The sequence below is a fragment of the Salmonella sp. SAL04162 genome, assembly GCF_046551535.1.
Lineage (GTDB): Bacteria > Pseudomonadota > Gammaproteobacteria > Enterobacterales > Enterobacteriaceae > Salmonella > Salmonella enterica.
On sequence record NZ_JBGDVX010000022.1, the window covers coordinates 1 to 15,572 of the forward strand.

Annotated in this window: 16 protein-coding genes and 1 riboswitch; of the genes, 8 read left to right on the forward strand and 8 right to left on the reverse strand. The window is 55.7% G+C overall.

What is annotated here, in order from left to right:
* Positions 1-439: 439 nt before the first annotated feature.
* Both purH and purD read left to right on the forward strand, forming a co-directional pair.
* A complete protein-coding gene (gene purH / locus ACLJRH_RS25240; RefSeq protein WP_001187520.1) occupies positions 440-2,029 on the forward strand; it encodes a bifunctional phosphoribosylaminoimidazolecarboxamide formyltransferase/IMP cyclohydrolase in 1,590 nt (529 codons plus the stop codon).
* A gap of 15 nt (positions 2,030-2,044) precedes the next feature.
* Positions 2,045-3,334 (forward strand): phosphoribosylamine--glycine ligase, encoded by a 1,290-nt coding sequence (purD, locus tag ACLJRH_RS25245; protein ID WP_023136958.1) that lies wholly within the window; start codon positions 2,045-2,047, stop codon positions 3,332-3,334.
* Here the strand turns inward: purD and zraR are convergent.
* Both zraR and zraS read right to left on the reverse strand, forming a co-directional pair.
* Positions 3,331-4,656: a sigma-54-dependent response regulator transcription factor ZraR gene (zraR, locus tag ACLJRH_RS25250; RefSeq protein ID WP_023136957.1), complete on the reverse strand. Its 1,326-nt coding sequence runs from the start codon at positions 4,654-4,656 to the stop codon at positions 3,331-3,333. The two genes, purD and zraR, sit on opposite strands and share 4 nt — an antisense overlap.
* A 5-nt stretch (positions 4,657-4,661) precedes the next feature.
* Complete coding sequence (gene zraS / locus ACLJRH_RS25255; protein ID WP_023223279.1) at positions 4,662-6,059, reverse strand: two-component system sensor histidine kinase ZraS; 1,398 nt, start codon at positions 6,057-6,059, stop codon at positions 4,662-4,664.
* 253 nt (positions 6,060-6,312) lie between these two features.
* Between zraS and zraP the strand changes: the two genes are divergently transcribed.
* Complete coding sequence (gene zraP / locus ACLJRH_RS25260; RefSeq protein WP_000828129.1) at positions 6,313-6,768, forward strand: zinc resistance sensor/chaperone ZraP; 456 nt, start codon at positions 6,313-6,315, stop codon at positions 6,766-6,768.
* A 41-nt stretch (positions 6,769-6,809) separates the two neighbouring features.
* Here zraP and ACLJRH_RS25265 read toward each other — a convergent pair whose 3' ends face one another.
* The 6 genes from ACLJRH_RS25265 to nudC form a co-directional block, all read right to left on the reverse strand.
* Positions 6,810-7,502, reverse strand: coding sequence for a DUF1481 domain-containing protein (locus ACLJRH_RS25265; protein ID WP_001083932.1), 693 nt, complete (start codon positions 7,500-7,502; stop codon positions 6,810-6,812).
* 11 nt (positions 7,503-7,513) lie between these two features.
* On the reverse strand, positions 7,514-7,786 hold the full coding sequence (gene hupA, locus ACLJRH_RS25270) for a nucleoid-associated protein HU-alpha (protein WP_001044509.1): 273 nt from the start codon (positions 7,784-7,786) through the stop codon (positions 7,514-7,516).
* 186 nt (positions 7,787-7,972) lie between these two features.
* A complete protein-coding gene (locus ACLJRH_RS25275) occupies positions 7,973-8,563 on the reverse strand; it encodes a YjaG family protein (RefSeq protein ID WP_000940094.1) in 591 nt (196 codons plus the stop codon).
* A 41-nt stretch (positions 8,564-8,604) separates the two neighbouring features.
* Positions 8,605-9,276, reverse strand: a complete 672-nt coding sequence (nfi, locus tag ACLJRH_RS25280) for a deoxyribonuclease V (RefSeq protein ID WP_023136955.1) — start codon at positions 9,274-9,276, stop codon at positions 8,605-8,607.
* A 9-nt stretch (positions 9,277-9,285) separates the two neighbouring features.
* On the reverse strand, positions 9,286-10,350 hold the full coding sequence (hemE, locus tag ACLJRH_RS25285) for a uroporphyrinogen decarboxylase (protein WP_000137620.1): 1,065 nt from the start codon (positions 10,348-10,350) through the stop codon (positions 9,286-9,288).
* 40 nt (positions 10,351-10,390) lie between these two features.
* A complete protein-coding gene (gene nudC, locus ACLJRH_RS25290; RefSeq protein WP_000373959.1) occupies positions 10,391-11,164 on the reverse strand; it encodes an NAD(+) diphosphatase in 774 nt (257 codons plus the stop codon).
* A 92-nt stretch (positions 11,165-11,256) separates the two neighbouring features.
* Here nudC and ACLJRH_RS25295 point away from each other — a divergent pair, with 92 nt between their 5' ends.
* The 5 genes from ACLJRH_RS25295 (at position 11,257) to thiS (ending at position 15,571) form a co-directional block, all read left to right on the forward strand.
* A complete protein-coding gene (locus tag ACLJRH_RS25295; RefSeq protein ID WP_000934322.1) occupies positions 11,257-11,745 on the forward strand; it encodes an Rsd/AlgQ family anti-sigma factor in 489 nt (162 codons plus the stop codon).
* Between the two features lie 55 nt (positions 11,746-11,800).
* A riboswitch (TPP riboswitch) is annotated at positions 11,801-12,022 on the forward strand.
* Between the two features lie 86 nt (positions 12,023-12,108).
* Positions 12,109-14,004: a phosphomethylpyrimidine synthase ThiC gene (gene thiC / locus ACLJRH_RS25300; RefSeq protein WP_001529319.1), complete on the forward strand. Its 1,896-nt coding sequence runs from the start codon at positions 12,109-12,111 to the stop codon at positions 14,002-14,004.
* Positions 14,004-14,639, forward strand: coding sequence for a thiamine phosphate synthase (thiE, locus tag ACLJRH_RS25305; RefSeq protein ID WP_001529311.1), 636 nt, complete (start codon positions 14,004-14,006; stop codon positions 14,637-14,639). Before thiC ends, thiE begins: the two co-directional genes overlap by 1 nt.
* On the forward strand, positions 14,632-15,390 hold the full coding sequence (locus ACLJRH_RS25310) for a HesA/MoeB/ThiF family protein (protein WP_023136954.1): 759 nt from the start codon (positions 14,632-14,634) through the stop codon (positions 15,388-15,390). The genes thiE and ACLJRH_RS25310 overlap by 8 nt, the downstream gene beginning before the upstream one ends.
* Positions 15,371-15,571, forward strand: a complete 201-nt coding sequence (gene thiS, locus ACLJRH_RS25315; protein WP_001529312.1) for a sulfur carrier protein ThiS — start codon at positions 15,371-15,373, stop codon at positions 15,569-15,571. Before ACLJRH_RS25310 ends, thiS begins: the two co-directional genes overlap by 20 nt.
* Position 15,572: the final 1 nt, after the last annotated feature.

The window sequence follows — 15,572 nt, forward strand, 5'->3', positions numbered from 1 at the left end:
ATTACGCTTTCCTCTTTCAGAGTCAACCCTGAATTTCAGGATTTTTCTCTTCAACCGACCGGCTGTTTGTGTGAAGTGATTCACATCCGCCGTGTCGATGGAGGCGCATTATAGGGAGTTCTCTGCTGACCGCAATAGAAAAATTGCAGAAAAATGACTGTTTGCTGCATTCCCCAGCAAAACCCCTGGTTATACCCATTTACGCACAGACTTATCCACAAAATGCGCGTTCATTTCCTGGATCTTCTCACTCTGCAAACGATCTTTCAGGGATAAAAGCCGGGCCAGAATTTAAAAAGAAAAATTCGCGAGCGTTGCGCAAACGTTTTCGTTACAATGTCGCCGCAAAATGAGAATGCCCCATAAGGGGCGTTAGCTGAGTTTTTACGCAAAAATTCAGCTAACGCTCTCTGTAATCGTCAAATCCAGGGGATTTACCATGCAACAACGTCGTCCAGTCCGCCGCGCTCTGCTCAGTGTTTCTGACAAGGCCGGTATCATCGAATTCGCCCAGGCTCTTTCCGCACGCGGTGTGGAACTGCTGTCTACGGGGGGCACCGCCCGCCTGTTAGCAGAAAAAGGCCTGCCGGTGACCGAAGTTTCCGATTACACCGGTTTCCCGGAAATGATGGATGGACGCGTAAAGACCCTGCATCCAAAAGTACACGGCGGCATCCTCGGCCGTCGCGGCCAGGACGATGCCATTATGGAACAGCACCACATCGCCCCTATCGATATGGTTGTCGTTAACCTGTATCCGTTCGCCGAAACCGTTGCACGCGTTGGTTGCTCGCTGGAAGATGCAGTAGAGAACATCGATATCGGCGGCCCGACCATGGTGCGCTCCGCCGCGAAGAACCATAAAGACGTGGCCATCGTGGTGAAGAGCAGCGACTACGACGCCATTATTAAAGAGATGGACGCTAACGAAGGTTCTTTGACCCTCGACACCCGTTTCGATCTCGCGATTAAAGCCTTCGAACACACCGCCGCCTACGACAGCATGATCGCTAACTACTTCGGCAGCATGGTTCCGGCCTACCACGGTGAAAGCAAAGAAGCCGCCGGTCGCTTCCCGCGTACGCTGAACCTGAACTTCATTAAGAAGCAGGATATGCGCTACGGCGAGAACAGCCACCAGCAAGCTGCCTTCTATATAGAAGAGAATGTGAAAGAAGCGTCCGTTGCCACCGCACAACAGGTGCAGGGCAAAGCGCTCTCTTATAACAACATCGCTGATACCGACGCGGCGCTGGAGTGTGTGAAAGAGTTCAACGAGCCAGCCTGCGTAATCGTCAAGCACGCTAACCCGTGCGGCGTGGCGGTAAGTACCTCTATTCTCGACGCTTACGATCGCGCCTATAAAACCGACCCGACCTCCGCGTTCGGCGGCATTATCGCCTTTAACCGTGAGCTGGATGCGGAAACCGCACAGGCCATCATTTCTCGTCAGTTTGTCGAAGTGATCATCGCCCCATCCGCAAGCGAAGAAGCGCTGAAAATCACCGCTGCCAAGCAGAACGTCCGTGTTCTGACCTGCGGCCAATGGGCAAGCCGCGTTCCGGGCCTGGATTTCAAACGCGTTAACGGTGGCCTGCTGGTTCAGGACAGGGATCTGGGTATGGTGAGTGAAGCTGAACTGCGCGTGGTGTCCAAACGCCAGCCGACCGAGCAGGAGCTGCGTGACGCGCTGTTCTGCTGGAAGGTAGCCAAGTTCGTGAAGTCCAACGCTATTGTGTATGCCAAAGAGAACATGACCATCGGTATAGGCGCAGGCCAGATGAGCCGCGTGTACTCCGCCAAAATCGCCGGGATTAAAGCCGCTGATGAAGGTCTGGAAGTGAAAGGCTCAGCCATGGCTTCCGACGCGTTCTTCCCGTTCCGCGATGGTATTGATGCCGCTGCCGCTGTCGGCGTGAGCTGCGTTATCCAGCCAGGCGGTTCTATCCGTGATGATGAAGTCATTGCCGCTGCCGATGAACACGGTATTGCGATGATCTTCACCGACATGCGCCACTTCCGCCATTAATTCAGGGAGCAGACGATGAAAGTTTTAGTCATTGGTAACGGCGGTCGCGAACACGCGCTGGCCTGGAAAGCCGCACAGTCGCCGCTGGTTGATACCGTTTTTGTCGCACCGGGTAACGCCGGTACCGCGCTGGAGCCCGCGTTGCAGAACGTGGCTATCGGCGTCACAGATATTCCGGCGCTGTTGAGCTTTGCCCAGAACGAGAAGATTGATCTGACCATCGTCGGCCCGGAAGCGCCGCTGGTGATCGGCGTGGTCGATGCGTTCCGCGCGGCGGGTCTGAAGATCTTTGGCCCAACCGAAGGGGCCGCCCAACTGGAAGGCTCCAAAGCGTTCACCAAAGATTTCCTCGCCCGTCACCAGATCCCGACGGCGGAATACCAGAATTTCACCGAAATTGAGCCTGCCCTGGCGTATCTGCGCGAGAAAGGCGCGCCGATCGTCATCAAAGCTGACGGTCTGGCTGCCGGTAAAGGCGTTATCGTGGCGATGACGCTCGAAGAAGCCGAAGCCGCCGTGCAGGACATGCTGGCAGGTAACGCCTTTGGCGATGCAGGCCACCGCATCGTGATTGAAGAGTTCCTCGACGGCGAAGAAGCGAGCTTTATCGTGATGGTCGACGGCGAGCACGTGCTGCCGATGGCCACCAGCCAGGACCACAAACGCGTGGGAAACGGCGATACCGGCCCGAACACTGGCGGCATGGGGGCTTACTCCCCGGCGCCGGTGGTGACTGATGAAGTGCACCAGCGCACCATGGAACGCATCATCTGGCCAACCGTGAAAGGCATGGCGGCGGAAGGTAACACTTACACCGGCTTCCTGTATGCGGGTCTGATGATCGACAAGCAGGGCAACCCGAAAGTTATCGAGTTCAACTGCCGCTTCGGCGATCCGGAAACCCAGCCGATCATGCTGCGCATGAAATCGGATCTGGTGGATCTTTGCCTGGCCGCCTGCGACGGCAAGCTGGATGAGAAAACCTCCGAGTGGGACGAACGCGCTTCATTAGGCGTGGTGATCGCCGCGGGCGGTTATCCGGGCAGCTACAGCACCGGCGACGAGATCCACGGCCTGCCGCTGGAAGAAGTGGCTGACGGTAAGGTCTTCCATGCTGGAACCAAACTCGCCGATGACGACCGCGTGTTGACCAGCGGCGGTCGCGTACTGTGCGCCACCGCGCTGGGTCACACCGTGGCTGAGGCGCAGAAACGCGCTTACGCCCTGATGACCGACATCCGCTGGGACGGCAGCTTCAGCCGTAACGACATCGGCTGGCGCGCCATCGAGCGTGAGCAAAACTAACGGCTGAGTTTAGCCAGCAGCGTTTTGCGCGTAATGCCCAATTGGCGGGCGGCTTCCGTTTTGTTGCCGCCCGTTTTTTCCAGCGCCGCCAGAATGATCTCTTTTTCCACATCGACCAACGGTTGGATCTCACCACTGTATTCCGTTTTTATCGGCGTCGCGGCAATAGCGAGAGGCAATTCGCGTTCAGAAATGTATTCTCCCGTTAGCAACACCACCGCCCGCTCGATAGCGTTTTCCAGCTCACGGATATTGCCCGGCCAGTCGTAGTGGATCAGCAGATCCATCGCCTGCGGCGTAAACCCCTTCACCGCTTTTCGGTTACGTTCGGCAAAACGCCGCAGAAAATGGTCTGCCAGTAGCGGAATATCTTCCCGACGCTGGCGCAAAGAAGGCATTTCAATCGCCACCACATTCAGGCGGTAATAGAGATCCTGGCGAAAGCGACCGGCACTTACCTCTTCCGCCAGGTCGCGGTGGGTAGCGGCAATTAACCGAACATCCACAGATATCGTCTGGTTACTTCCCACGCGTTGCACTTCGCGCTCCTGAATCGCCCGCAGCAAACGTACCTGCATTAACGGCGAGATATCGCCGATTTCATCAAGAAACAATGTCCCGCCGTCAGCTTCGACAAAGCGTCCCTCCCGACGTTTATCCGCGCCGGTAAACGCGCCTTTTTCGTGTCCGAACAGCTCAGACTCCAGCAGCGATTCATTAAGCGCGGCGCAGTTGAGCGTGACCAGCGGTTTATCGCTCCTGGCGCTACAGGCGTGTAGCGCCCGCGCTACCAGCTCTTTACCCGTGCCGGAGTCTCCGTGAATCAATACCGTGGCGTCTGATGGTGCGACCATCGCGATTTCATTCAGTAAATGTTGCATCGCCGGACTGCTGCCAATCATGCCAAACTGCGCAGCCGACGCCGATGGCAATTCAGCGCCCGTTTCCCGCGTATGCACCAACGCCTTTTCCAGCGTCTCCTGCAGACGGTCAAAATCCAGCGGTTTAATTAAATAGTCGAGCGCGCCGGCTTTCAACGCCTCTACCGCCGTTTCCACGCTGGAGAATGCCGTCATAATCAAAATCGGAATGGCGGGGTTGAGCGCTTTAATCTCCTTCAGCGTGGCGATACCGTCCATCTCCGCCATACGCACATCGCACAGTACCAGATCAAAGACTTTCTCACGCACCTGAGCCAACGCATCATGCCCACTGTAGGCCAGAGCGACGTTATAGCCCCAACCCCGAAGCAGAGCCTGTAAAATCGTGCAGTGGCTTACATCATCATCCACAACCAGAATATCGATTTTTCCGCGTATCACCCTTGTTAATCCTGTTGTCTCGCTATCACTGGCAACCAGATAGTAAAGACCGCGCCTTTACCCTCAATACTTTTCACCTTAATCGCGCCGCCATGCTGTTCGATGATATTTTGCACCACCGCCAGCCCCAGGCCTGTCCCGTCAGCTTTGGTCGTAAAATAAGGTGTAAAAATCGCCTCCAACTGATCCGGGGCGATCCCTTTCCCGCTATCGGTAACAGTGATGATAACGCGGTCGGTCCCACTGTCTTTTGCCTCTACGGTAATCGTTCCCTGGCGGCCAATCGCATGAATAGCGTTCAGGTACAAATTCAACAGCACCTGAGTCAGCCTGTCCGGGTCAGCCTGAATACGCTTAAGCGTCTCATTCGCCGTGAATCTCAACTGAATCTCTCTGCTTTGGGCATCCTGGCTGACCAGATTCAGGGAGTGAGTAATAATATCATTGAGGTTAACCGCCTGGAGCGTCAGATGCGCGGGCTTTACCAGTTCGAGCAATTCGCTTACCACCCGGTTCAAACGGTCGGCCTCTTTGGCCATCACCTGCGCCAGTTCATGCGACTCGCCGCCGACTGGCGTGCGCTCGGCAAAGTATTTCGCCAGCCCTTTGATGGACGAGAGCGGGTTACGAATTTCGTGCGCGACGCCCGCCGCCAGATGCCCCATCGCCACCAGCTTTTCTTTACGCTTCATTGCATCAAGCAGTTCTCTGTGCGAGCGCTGATAACGCTGATGCCAAAAAAACGCCAATAACGTTGCCAACAGCACCGTCGCTAACGCAGACAAAACAATCAGCGTATTACGCCACTCCCTTGCCTGTGTCGCGGCCAGCTCGCTGGCGTCAAAGGCAATAAAAATAGTTTGTTTCGCTGGTTCGTCGTCATTGGCGCTACGCGCCATGCCGTGCCCCCTCATACCGTGACCTCTCATACCGAAAAGCGGCTGGAACTGGCGGTAAATTTCCAGCGCAGGCACCGTCTCGCCGTTAGCTGCAACGTCGACACGCCGCCAACGCTCCTGCGGCCCGGGGTTTAGTTGATGCATTTCAGATGTGGAATAGAGCGATTTGCCCACCATGCCAGGGTTGCTATGAGTGATGATTACCCCCTGCGCATCCGTTACGGCGAACCACAACACGCCTGGCTGACCCGCCATCTCTTCCAGCAATGTCTGCTGCTGCGCGTGATGCATCCGCATTCCCATACCTACTCGCGTGCCGGACTCCAGAGCGCGAATGAGTACATTTCCCTTTTCCAGCAGCGTCTGCCTGGCGGCAGCGCTCTCACGGCCATAGTCGCGAATGACCATAATGGAAAATAGCCCCACCAGAATGAAGATCGCCGCAGGTAACAGCCGACTCAACCACGTTGCAGCGGCATCTTTATGTAATCGTATAAAACTCACAGGCTTCCCCGGCTCGTTTTTATTTTCCTTACTTAAGCAGAGATCATGCCATTCTTCGCTCCGCATAACCGCGCGTTGTCGCACACCCTTTCGGATACGGGTGGGTAAAAATGACTCGCCAGGCGGGTCATGCGAGTCATTTTTACTCGCTTTTTGCCGCCTGAAGCGGGTTAACTCGCTGCCCGACAAGGAATAGTTACCTGGCACGGAAGATGCAAGAGAGAGGATAAGATGAGCAACAGGAGAACGCAAAATGAAACGGAACAATAAATCAGCTATCGCGCTAATCGCCCTCTCTCTTTTGGCCCTGAGCTCCGGCGCCGCCTTCGCCGGACATCACTGGGGCAACAATGACGGTATGTGGCAACAGGGAGGTAGCCCGTTGACCACGGAACAGCAGGCGACGGCGCAGAAGATTTATGATGATTACTATACGCAGACCAGCGCGCTGCGCCAGCAACTGATATCCAAACGTTATGAATATAACGCGCTACTGACCGCCAGTTCGCCGGATACTGCGAAAATTAATGCGGTTGCCAAAGAGATGGAGTCATTAGGCCAGAAGTTAGATGAGCAACGCGTGAAACGGGATGTCGCGATGGCGCAGGCTGGCATACCACGCGGCGCAGGAATGGGCTATGGCGGTTGCGGCGGCTATGGCGGCGGTTATCATCGCGGCGGCGGTCATATGGGTATGGGAAACTGGTAAAGCATGTTTGCCGAATGGCGGCTTCGCCATTCGGTATTCCATCAAAAGGTTTTCGCTTGCGGCTGCCAGTGACAGAAATCTGAATTCGCCACCAGCAAAAGTTGCGATCCTTCCGGCGCCTCCAGCCATGCTACGCTCACCTCTACCGATGAGCGGTTCTGGCGGCGCTCAATGTGGCTTATTGCCCAGGAATCCAGATCCGGTTTCAGCGTTTCACCTTCACAGGTGGTTACCGTATGGTCGGCGTGCCAGCGTCCCTGGCGTAGTATGACCCGCCCCAGGCGCAAGGCGTCGCTGGTCTGACGGATTTGTTCGGCGCGATAGCGATACAAGGCAATCTGATCGTTGGAAAGCTGCTGCTTCTGCCCCCCAACTTCACGCTGCATAAAACTGAGTTCGCCATGAGCGTCGAAACGCGCGCGAATATGTTCTGGCGGTTTGCTGTAAATATTGAGTTCAATAAGCGAAAGCGTATCACCCTGCCAACGATATTCGCTGGTCGTCGTGCTGCCGCTATGCCACGGGCTAAAAACAGAAAGCAGATGGACTTCATCGTTCGTATCTTTACGCCAGATACGCACCGCGCCGTGATCGCCGGCAAAGCCGCTGGCAGTAAACGGAGGCGGTGAAGCGTTATGACTACAGGCAGTCAGCAACAGCGCGCCAGAAAACAGAAACGCGCGACGCCAGACAGACAAAAGGGGCTGACGAGCCCCTTCGATAAAACTGTTCACAGCTACGCGTCTTACTTAACTGCGTCTTTCAGCGCTTTACCAGAAACAAACGCCGGTACGTTAGCGGCGGCGATTTTGATTTCTTTACCGGTCTGTGGGTTACGGCCAGTGCGCTCAGCACGGTGGTTCACTTTGAAGGTACCGAAACCAACCAGTTGTACAGCATCGCCTTCTTTCAGAGACTCAGTAATAGCAGCCAGAGTGGATTCCAGAGCAGCTTTAGCCTGGGTTTTGGACAGTTCTGCTTTGTCTGCAATTACATCAATCAGTTGAGTCTTGTTCATAAGTTATCCTTACAATGTGTTTATCGCTTGCTAAGCATCGAGTGCGACGGAAATGCCAGAAAAGCACTCTCCTGCATACACGCACCGATAGCCACTTTTTTTCGCCTCCCAAATGTAGACCAGACGGGGGGCATAAGGGAAGCCTTATGGCACGACAAATCAGACGTTAAATCACGTTTTCTGGTGTCATTGCTGAAAATTTATACCGATATTGCTCTCACCAGCCTCGCGCAGGTCTGCCCTGAGCCCTTTTATCAGTTCAATATCGCGTTCTTCGCAGTCGGCTAAAAGTCGGAATATTTCCCACTGAATATCCCATTCCTGTTCAACGGCAGGGTTCGTTTTGAGCTCCTCATCGGTCATTTCCCGACCAGCCTGAGTCATTTCCAACATCGCCACCGTAGTAATAGAAGTCTTACTAACCTCAATAGCGTGTTCCAGCGTTTCGCCGCTAAGACGAGAATGCATTAATTCGCTTAATGCGACGCAGGCATCAATCGCCGGATAAACGCCGTACAAATCATAGTCGTCAGCTGCCGGAATTGCCTCTTCAAACTTCTCCAGTTGGCTATCGAAATTGACCTTTGCATCTTTCACCGTCAGGGTTTCCCAGATCAGATCCAGAATGCGACGGTAGATCTGTCCGTCGCCGAATCCCGTCTGCTTGCAAAACATGGCGTAGTTCGGGTACATGCGCTCGCACAAGCAGGCCATAAAGGTAACGTGCTGCCAGCTTTCCAGCCGCTCCAGACGCAAATGAATCGGGTTTTGTAACATGATGGAATCTCGAATCGGAAATTAGCGGCAGTTTACCTGAATCAGCGCTGAATTTCTTGCCAACGAACAAACGCCGGACGCCCGGAAGCGACGGCATCCGCCCAGCGCGTCGGCTCCGGCAGGCGATACCCTTTCATACAGCGCTGTACCCACGCCAGCGCGCTGTCAGTACTGACCCGGTGCCCTGTCGCGATAAACAGCGGATTACAGCGCGCCTTGCTGCGCCATACCCACGCCAGTTGCTCGCCTTTATCCATTAAGGGGCTAAGTGCGCCAGGTTCGGCGGAAAGTGGTTCAAATTTACCGCATAGCCGTTTTTTCGCCACGCCGATGGTCGGCACGTCCACCAACAGTCCAAAATGACTGGCGACGCCAAGCCGACGCGGATGCGAAATACCGTGACCGTCTACAAACAGCAAATTGGGCTTTTGCGAGAGCTGTTCCCACGCCGCCAGCAGCGCAGGATATTCACGAAAAGAGAGAAAGCCGGGGATATATGGCATGGTGGTGGCAATACGCGCCACCTTGTACTCTACCAGTTCAAGCGACGGATATTTCAGCAATACCATCGCCGCCCGCGTCACCTCGCCGCCCTGCTCAAAACCGACGTCCGCCCCGCCGATAAACGCTGGCGGATCTTTGTCCAACCGATCTTCGCGGCAAACCGATGAAGCAAGTTCTATCTGTTGAGCGCGTAACGACGCGAGATCCATACTAACTCCTTAGCTGTGATACTGCGCAGAAAGTCGGTGCACTGCCTCCACAAATGCGCCAGCATGTTCTGGCGGCACATCCTGATGGATGCCATGTCCAAGGTTAAAGACGTGCCCTTCTCCCTGACCGAAACCAGCAAGTATAGTCGCTACCTCGTCTTCGATCCGTGCCGGCGGCGCATACAGCATCGAGGGGTCCATATTGCCCTGCAGCGCCACTTTATGGCCAACGCGACGGCGCGCATCGGCGATATCTGTCGTCCAGTCGAGACCCAGCGCGTCGCAGCCGGTTTCCGCCATCGCCTCCAGCCACTGACCGCCACCTTTAGTGAACAGCGTTACCGGCACGCGGCGACCGTCGTTTTCACGCAGCAGGCCATCGACGATTTTATGCATGTAGTAGAGGGAGAACTGCTGGTAATCGCGGCCAGTCAGCACGCCGCCCCAAGTGTCGAAAATCATCACCGACTGCGCGCCCGCTTTGATTTGCGCGTTGAGGTACAGCGTGACGCTTTTCGCCAACTTATCCAGCAGCAGATGCAACGCCTGCGGGTCAGCGTACATCATCTTTTTAATCACCGTGAAGGCTTTGCTACTGCCGCCTTCCACCATGTAAGTCGCCAGCGTCCACGGGCTGCCGGAGAAGCCGATCAGAGGAACCTCGCCTTTTAGTTCGCGGCGAATCGTACGCACTGCATTCATCACATAACCCAGTTCATCTTCCGGATCGGGAATGGGCAGCTTATCGACATCGGCTTTGCAGGTGACAGGAGCCGTAAAGCGCGGGCCTTCCCCGGCTTCAAAATAGAGCCCCAGGCCCATCGCGTCCGGAATCGTCAGGATATCCGAGAAAAGGATCGCCGCATCAAGCGGATAACGGCGCAGCGGCTGTAAAGTGACCTCGCAGGCCAGTTCGGCATTTTTGCACAGCGACATAAAATCGCCCGCCTGAGCGCGAGTGGCTTTGTACTCCGGTAGATAACGGCCCGCCTGGCGCATCATCCACACTGGCGTAACATCAACGGGCTGGCGCAGCAGCGCACGTAGATAACGATCGTTTTTGAGTTCGGTCATTTTTACATTCCTTTAGCGTTGATGCGCCCAGTGTAACATGTCAATCATATTCAGCCCGACACATTGCCACCGTATCTTCGATCAAACGGCGCGCGACAGTGCCCGGCGGCGGCAGTAGCGGCAGATCGTCATAACGATACCAATTTGCTTCCAACAGCTCTTTCGGGTCGATGACGATATCGCCGCTGTCGTACTCCGCCATGAAAGCGGTCATCAGCGACTGCGGGAAAGGCCACGGCTGGGAAGTCACATAGCGCAGATTTTTCACCTTAATGCCGCTCTCCTCCATTACCTCTCGCGCGACCGCCTGTTCTAAGGTTTCGCCGACTTCAACAAACCCGGCCAGTACCGTATGCACGCCGTTGCGGTGGCGAACATGCCGGGCAAGTAGAATAGAATCCTCACGGCGAATGGCAACAATAATGCAGGGGGCGATTTGCGGGTAGTAACGCTCGCGGCAATGGCTGCACAGCATCGCCCATTCGGTTTTACTCGGGTGCATAGGGTGCCCGCAATAGCCGCAAAATTTATGCGACCGATAAAACTCCGCCAACTGTACGCCACGTCCCGCCAGTTGGAACAGCCCGGCATCCTGATCGATAACCTGGCGAACCGATCCCATATCATGGCGTCGATGCTGTAACACCAGCCAGACGGGCTCGCCTTGCCATTCACCTATCCGGAGTGCGCGCTGCCCCACAAGATCGAAATTTGCCGCCAGCCCGTGTGGTAATTCCCCATACGGCAACCATAATTTTTGTTCATGGCTGACGATCCACCAGCCACTCTCTAATTTTTCAATTATACGATCCATAGCTCTTGCACTACCTTTGCTTCACTGGCATGTTGTTAACATTATTTTTACATTCATGGCGAGCAGCCTTTATCTAACTTGCGGAGACAATCATGCTAAACCAGCTGGAAACCCTGACGGAGCGCGTTGGCGGAAGCAACAAACTGGTCGATCGCTGGCTGGATGTACGTAAGCACCTGCTCGTGGCTTACTACAATCTGGTTGGCATTAAGCCTGGCAAAGAATCGTACATGCGGCTGAATGAAAAAGCGCTGGATGATTTTTGTCAGAGCCTGGTCGATTACCTTTCCGCCGGGCACTTCAGTATTTATGAACGTATTCTCCATAAATTGGAAGGAAACGGTCAGCTTTTACATGCGGCAAAAATCTGGCCGCTGCTGGAAGATAATACGCAGCGCATTATGGATTATTACGACACCAGCCTGGAAACTGCCATCGATCACGATAATTGTCTCGAATTTCAACAAGCTCTGTCAGATATCGGCGAAGCGCTGGAAGCCCGCTTTGTACTGGAAGACAAGCTGATTATGCTGGTGTTTGACGCGATGCACGACGGCGCCAGAGTCAAACGTCCCGCTTGAGTTCTGCGCGAGTAACGGGTAGTTTACTTCAGCCCCCTCTTCGGAGGGGCGGTTATCTTGTCGGAGTGCTAATTTTCCACAAAAGCGTTCGTGATGCGTCAAGGCGGCAAGTCGGTGAATCTCCAGGAGCTTACATAGGTAAGTGACTGGAGTGAGCGGACGAAGCCAAAGAAGAGGCAGCGCGAAGGATGAAGTGGAAAAGGCTGAGACCGTTAATTCGGGATCCGCGGAACCTGATCAGGTTAATACCTGCGAAGGGAACAAGAGTAATTCTGCTTTATGCTGCTGCCTTTACGGGCGGCGCACATCCATTACTCCATCCGTCGTCTGACAAGCCACGTCCTTAATTTTTTGGAATGAGCTATGTCTACAACAACGTTAACCCGCCGCGAGCAACGCGCTAAAGCCCAGCATTTTATCGATACGCTGGAAGGCACCGCATTTCCCAACTCGAAACGCATCTACGTGACCGGTTCGCAGCATGATATTCGCGTACCGATGCGCGAAATTCAACTTAGCCCGACATTGATCAGCGGAACGAAAGACCATCCGCAGTATGAAGAAAATGAAGCGATTCCGGTATATGACACCTCCGGCCCATACGGTGATCCTGATGTGGCGATTAACGTCCAGCAGGGGCTGGCGAAACTACGCCAGCCGTGGATTGAAGCACGGGCTGATGTAGAAACGCTTTCTGACCGCAGTTCTGCCTATACCCGCGAACGCCTGACAGATGAAGGACTTGACGCATTACGCTTTACCGGTCTGTTAACGCCAAAACGCGCCAAAGCCGGACACTGCGTGACGCAACTTCATTATGCCCGCCAGGGGATCGTCACTCCCGAAATGGAGTTCATCGCCATCCGTGAAAACATGGGCCGCGAGCGCATTCGCAGTGAAGTACTGCGCCACCAGCATCCCGGAGAAAGCTTCGGCGCGCGCCTGCCGGAGAACATCACCCCGGAATTCGTGCGTGATGAAGTCGCCGCGGGCCGCGCGATTATTCCCGCCAACATCAACCACCCGGAATCGGAGCCGATGATTATTGGCCGCAACTTCCTGGTGAAGGTCAACGCCAATATCGGCAACTCGGCGGTGACCTCCTCTATCGAAGAAGAGGTGGAAAAACTGGTGTGGGCGACGCGCTGGGGGGCGGATACGGTAATGGACCTTTCCACCGGGCGCTATATTCACGAAACCCGTGAGTGGATCCTGCGTAATAGCCCAGTACCAATCGGCACGGTGCCGATCTACCAGGCGCTGGAAAAGGTCAACGGGATCGCCGAGGATCTTACCTGGGAAGCCTTCCGCGACACGCTGCTGGAGCAGGCCGAACAGGGCGTCGACTATTTCACTATTCACGCGGGCGTGCTGCTGCGTTACGTGCCGATGACCGCCAAGCGCCTGACCGGCATTGTCTCGCGCGGCGGTTCAATCATGGCGAAGTGGTGCCTCTCGCATCACAAAGAGAACTTCCTGTTCGAACATTTCCGCGAGATTTGTGAAATCTGCGCCGCCTACGACGTTTCCCTGTCGCTGGGCGACGGCCTGCGACCGGGATCGATTCAGGACGCCAACGACGAAGCGCAGTTCTCCGAGCTGCATACGCTGGGCGAGCTGACCAAAATCGCCTGGGAATACGACGTGCAGGTGATGATTGAAGGCCCGGGCCACGTGCCGATGCATATGATTCAGCGCAACATGACCGAAGAGCTGGAGCACTGCCATGAAGCGCCGTTCTACACCTTAGGGCCGCTGACTACCGATATCGCGCCGGGCTATGACCACTTCACCTCCGGCATTGGCGCGGCGATGATCGGCTGGTTCGGCTGTGCGATGCTGTGTTACGTGACGCCGAAAGAGCATCTCGGCCTGCCAAACAAAGAAGATGTGAAGCAGGGGCTGATCACCTACAAGATCGCCGCCCACGCCGCTGACTTAGCCAAAGGGCATCCGGGCGCGCAGATTCGCGATAACGCGATGTCGAAAGCGCGCTTTGAATTCCGCTGGGAGGATCAGTTTAACCTCGCGCTCGACCCGTTCACCGCCCGCGCCTGGCACGATGAAACCCTGCCACAGGAGTCCGGCAAAGTGGCGCACTTTTGCTCGATGTGCGGGCCGAAATTCTGCTCAATGAAAATCAGCCAGGAAGTTCGTGATTACGCCGCCGCGCAAACTATTGAAGTCGGGATGGCGGATATGTCGGAAAACTTCCGCGCCAAAGGCGGCGAAATCTATCTCAAGCGGGAGGAAGTCTGATGTATCAGCCTGATTTCCCGACCGTGCCGTTCCGTCTCGGACTTTACCCGGTGGTGGACAGCGTGGCATGGATTGAGCGCCTGCTGGAGGCGGGCGTGCGCACGATCCAGTTGCGTATCAAAGATAAACGCGATGAAGAGGTGGAAGCGGATGTTATCGCCGCCATCGCGCTGGGGCGTCGTTATGACGCCCGGCTGTTTATCAACGATTACTGGCGTCTGGCAATTAAGCACCGCGCTTACGGCGTGCATCTGGGCCAGGAAGATCTCGAAACCACTGACCTGAAGGCGATTCAGGCGGCAGGGCTACGCCTGGGCGTATCGACCCACGATGATATGGAGATAAACATCGCGCTCGCCGCTAAGCCTTCTTATATCGCACTCGGCCACGTCTTCCCGACGCAAACCAAGCAGATGCCTTCCGCCCCGCAGGGGCTGGCGCAGTTGGCGCGGCATATTGAACGTCTGGCGGATTACCCCACCGTGGCGATTGGCGGCATCAGCCTTGAACGCGCTCCGGCGGTGCTGGCGACCGGCGTCGGCAGTATTGCCGTGGTCAGCGCCATCACCCAGGCCGCCGACTGGCGCGCCGCTACGCAACAGTTACTTGCAATCGCAGGAGTCGGCGATGAATGACCGTGACTTTATGCGCTACAGCCGCCAGATTCTGCTCGGCGATATCGCCATTGAAGGCCAGCAAAAACTGCTCGCGAGTCATGTATTGATTGTCGGCTTAGGCGGATTGGGTTCGCCTGCCGCGCTCTATCTGGCGGGAGCAGGCATCGGCAAACTGACGCTGGTAGACGATGACGACATTCATCTGAGCAATCTCCAGCGCCAGATTCTATTTACCACCGATGATATCGCGCGTTCAAAATCTCAGGTTGCCCAGCAGCGCCTGACACAGCTCAACCCGGATATCGAACTGGTAGCACTCCAGCAGCGACTAAAAGGCGAGGCGCTCCGGCATGCGGTAGCACACGCCGACGTGGTGCTCGACTGTACCGATAACATGGCGACGCGCCAGGCAATCAACGCCGCCTGCGTAACGCTCAACACACCGCTCATCACCGCCAGCGCTGTCGGCTTTGGCGGCCAACTGATGGTGCTCACGCCGCCGTGGGAACAAGGCTGTTACCGCTGCCTGTGGTCAGATGATGTCGAGCCTGAACGCAACTGCCGTACCGCTGGCGTGCTCGGACCGGTTGTTGGCGTGATGGGCACTTTGCAGGCGCTGGAGGCGATTAAATTACTCAGCGGTATTGAGACGCCCAGTGGAGAGCTACGCCTGTTTGACGGTAAAACCAGCCAGTGGCGCAGCCTGGCGCTGCATCGCGCCAGCGGCTGTCCGGTCTGCGGAGGGCAACATGCAGATTCAGTTCAATGATGAACCGATGCAGTGCGCCGAAGGGCAAACCGTCAGTGAGCTGCTTGCTGCGCTTAATCAGCTTAAACCGGGCGTGGCGCTGGCGCTCAATCAGCAGATCCTGCCACGCGAGCAATGGCGGCAACATATCGTGCAGGAAGGCGACCAGATCCTGCTTTTTCACGTTATAGCAGGAGGTTGAG

Bases quoted from the DNA above. Each gene is read 5' to 3' on its own strand.
- zraP (WP_000828129.1), top strand. From the start codon at position 6,313: ATGAAACGGAACAATAAATCAGCTATCGCGCTAATCGCCCTCTCTCTT.
- nfi (WP_023136955.1), bottom strand. From the start codon at position 9,276: ATGGATCTCGCGTCGTTACGCGCTCAACAGATAGAACTTGCTTCATCG.
- nudC (WP_000373959.1), bottom strand. From the start codon at position 11,164: ATGGATCGTATAATTGAAAAATTAGAGAGTGGCTGGTGGATCGTCAGC.
- thiC (WP_001529319.1), top strand. From the start codon at position 12,109: ATGTCTACAACAACGTTAACCCGCCGCGAGCAACGCGCTAAAGCCCAG.
- thiS (WP_001529312.1), top strand. From the start codon at position 15,371: ATGCAGATTCAGTTCAATGATGAACCGATGCAGTGCGCCGAAGGGCAA.
- ACLJRH_RS25310 (WP_023136954.1), top strand. From the start codon at position 14,632: ATGAATGACCGTGACTTTATGCGCTACAGCCGCCAGATTCTGCTCGGC.
- hupA (WP_001044509.1), bottom strand. From the start codon at position 7,786: ATGAACAAGACTCAACTGATTGATGTAATTGCAGACAAAGCAGAACTG.
- purH (WP_001187520.1), top strand. From the start codon at position 440: ATGCAACAACGTCGTCCAGTCCGCCGCGCTCTGCTCAGTGTTTCTGAC.
- hemE (WP_000137620.1), bottom strand. From the start codon at position 10,350: ATGACCGAACTCAAAAACGATCGTTATCTACGTGCGCTGCTGCGCCAG.
- thiE (WP_001529311.1), top strand. From the start codon at position 14,004: ATGTATCAGCCTGATTTCCCGACCGTGCCGTTCCGTCTCGGACTTTAC.
- purD (WP_023136958.1), top strand. From the start codon at position 2,045: ATGAAAGTTTTAGTCATTGGTAACGGCGGTCGCGAACACGCGCTGGCC.
- ACLJRH_RS25275 (WP_000940094.1), bottom strand. From the start codon at position 8,563: ATGTTACAAAACCCGATTCATTTGCGTCTGGAGCGGCTGGAAAGCTGG.
- ACLJRH_RS25295 (WP_000934322.1), top strand. From the start codon at position 11,257: ATGCTAAACCAGCTGGAAACCCTGACGGAGCGCGTTGGCGGAAGCAAC.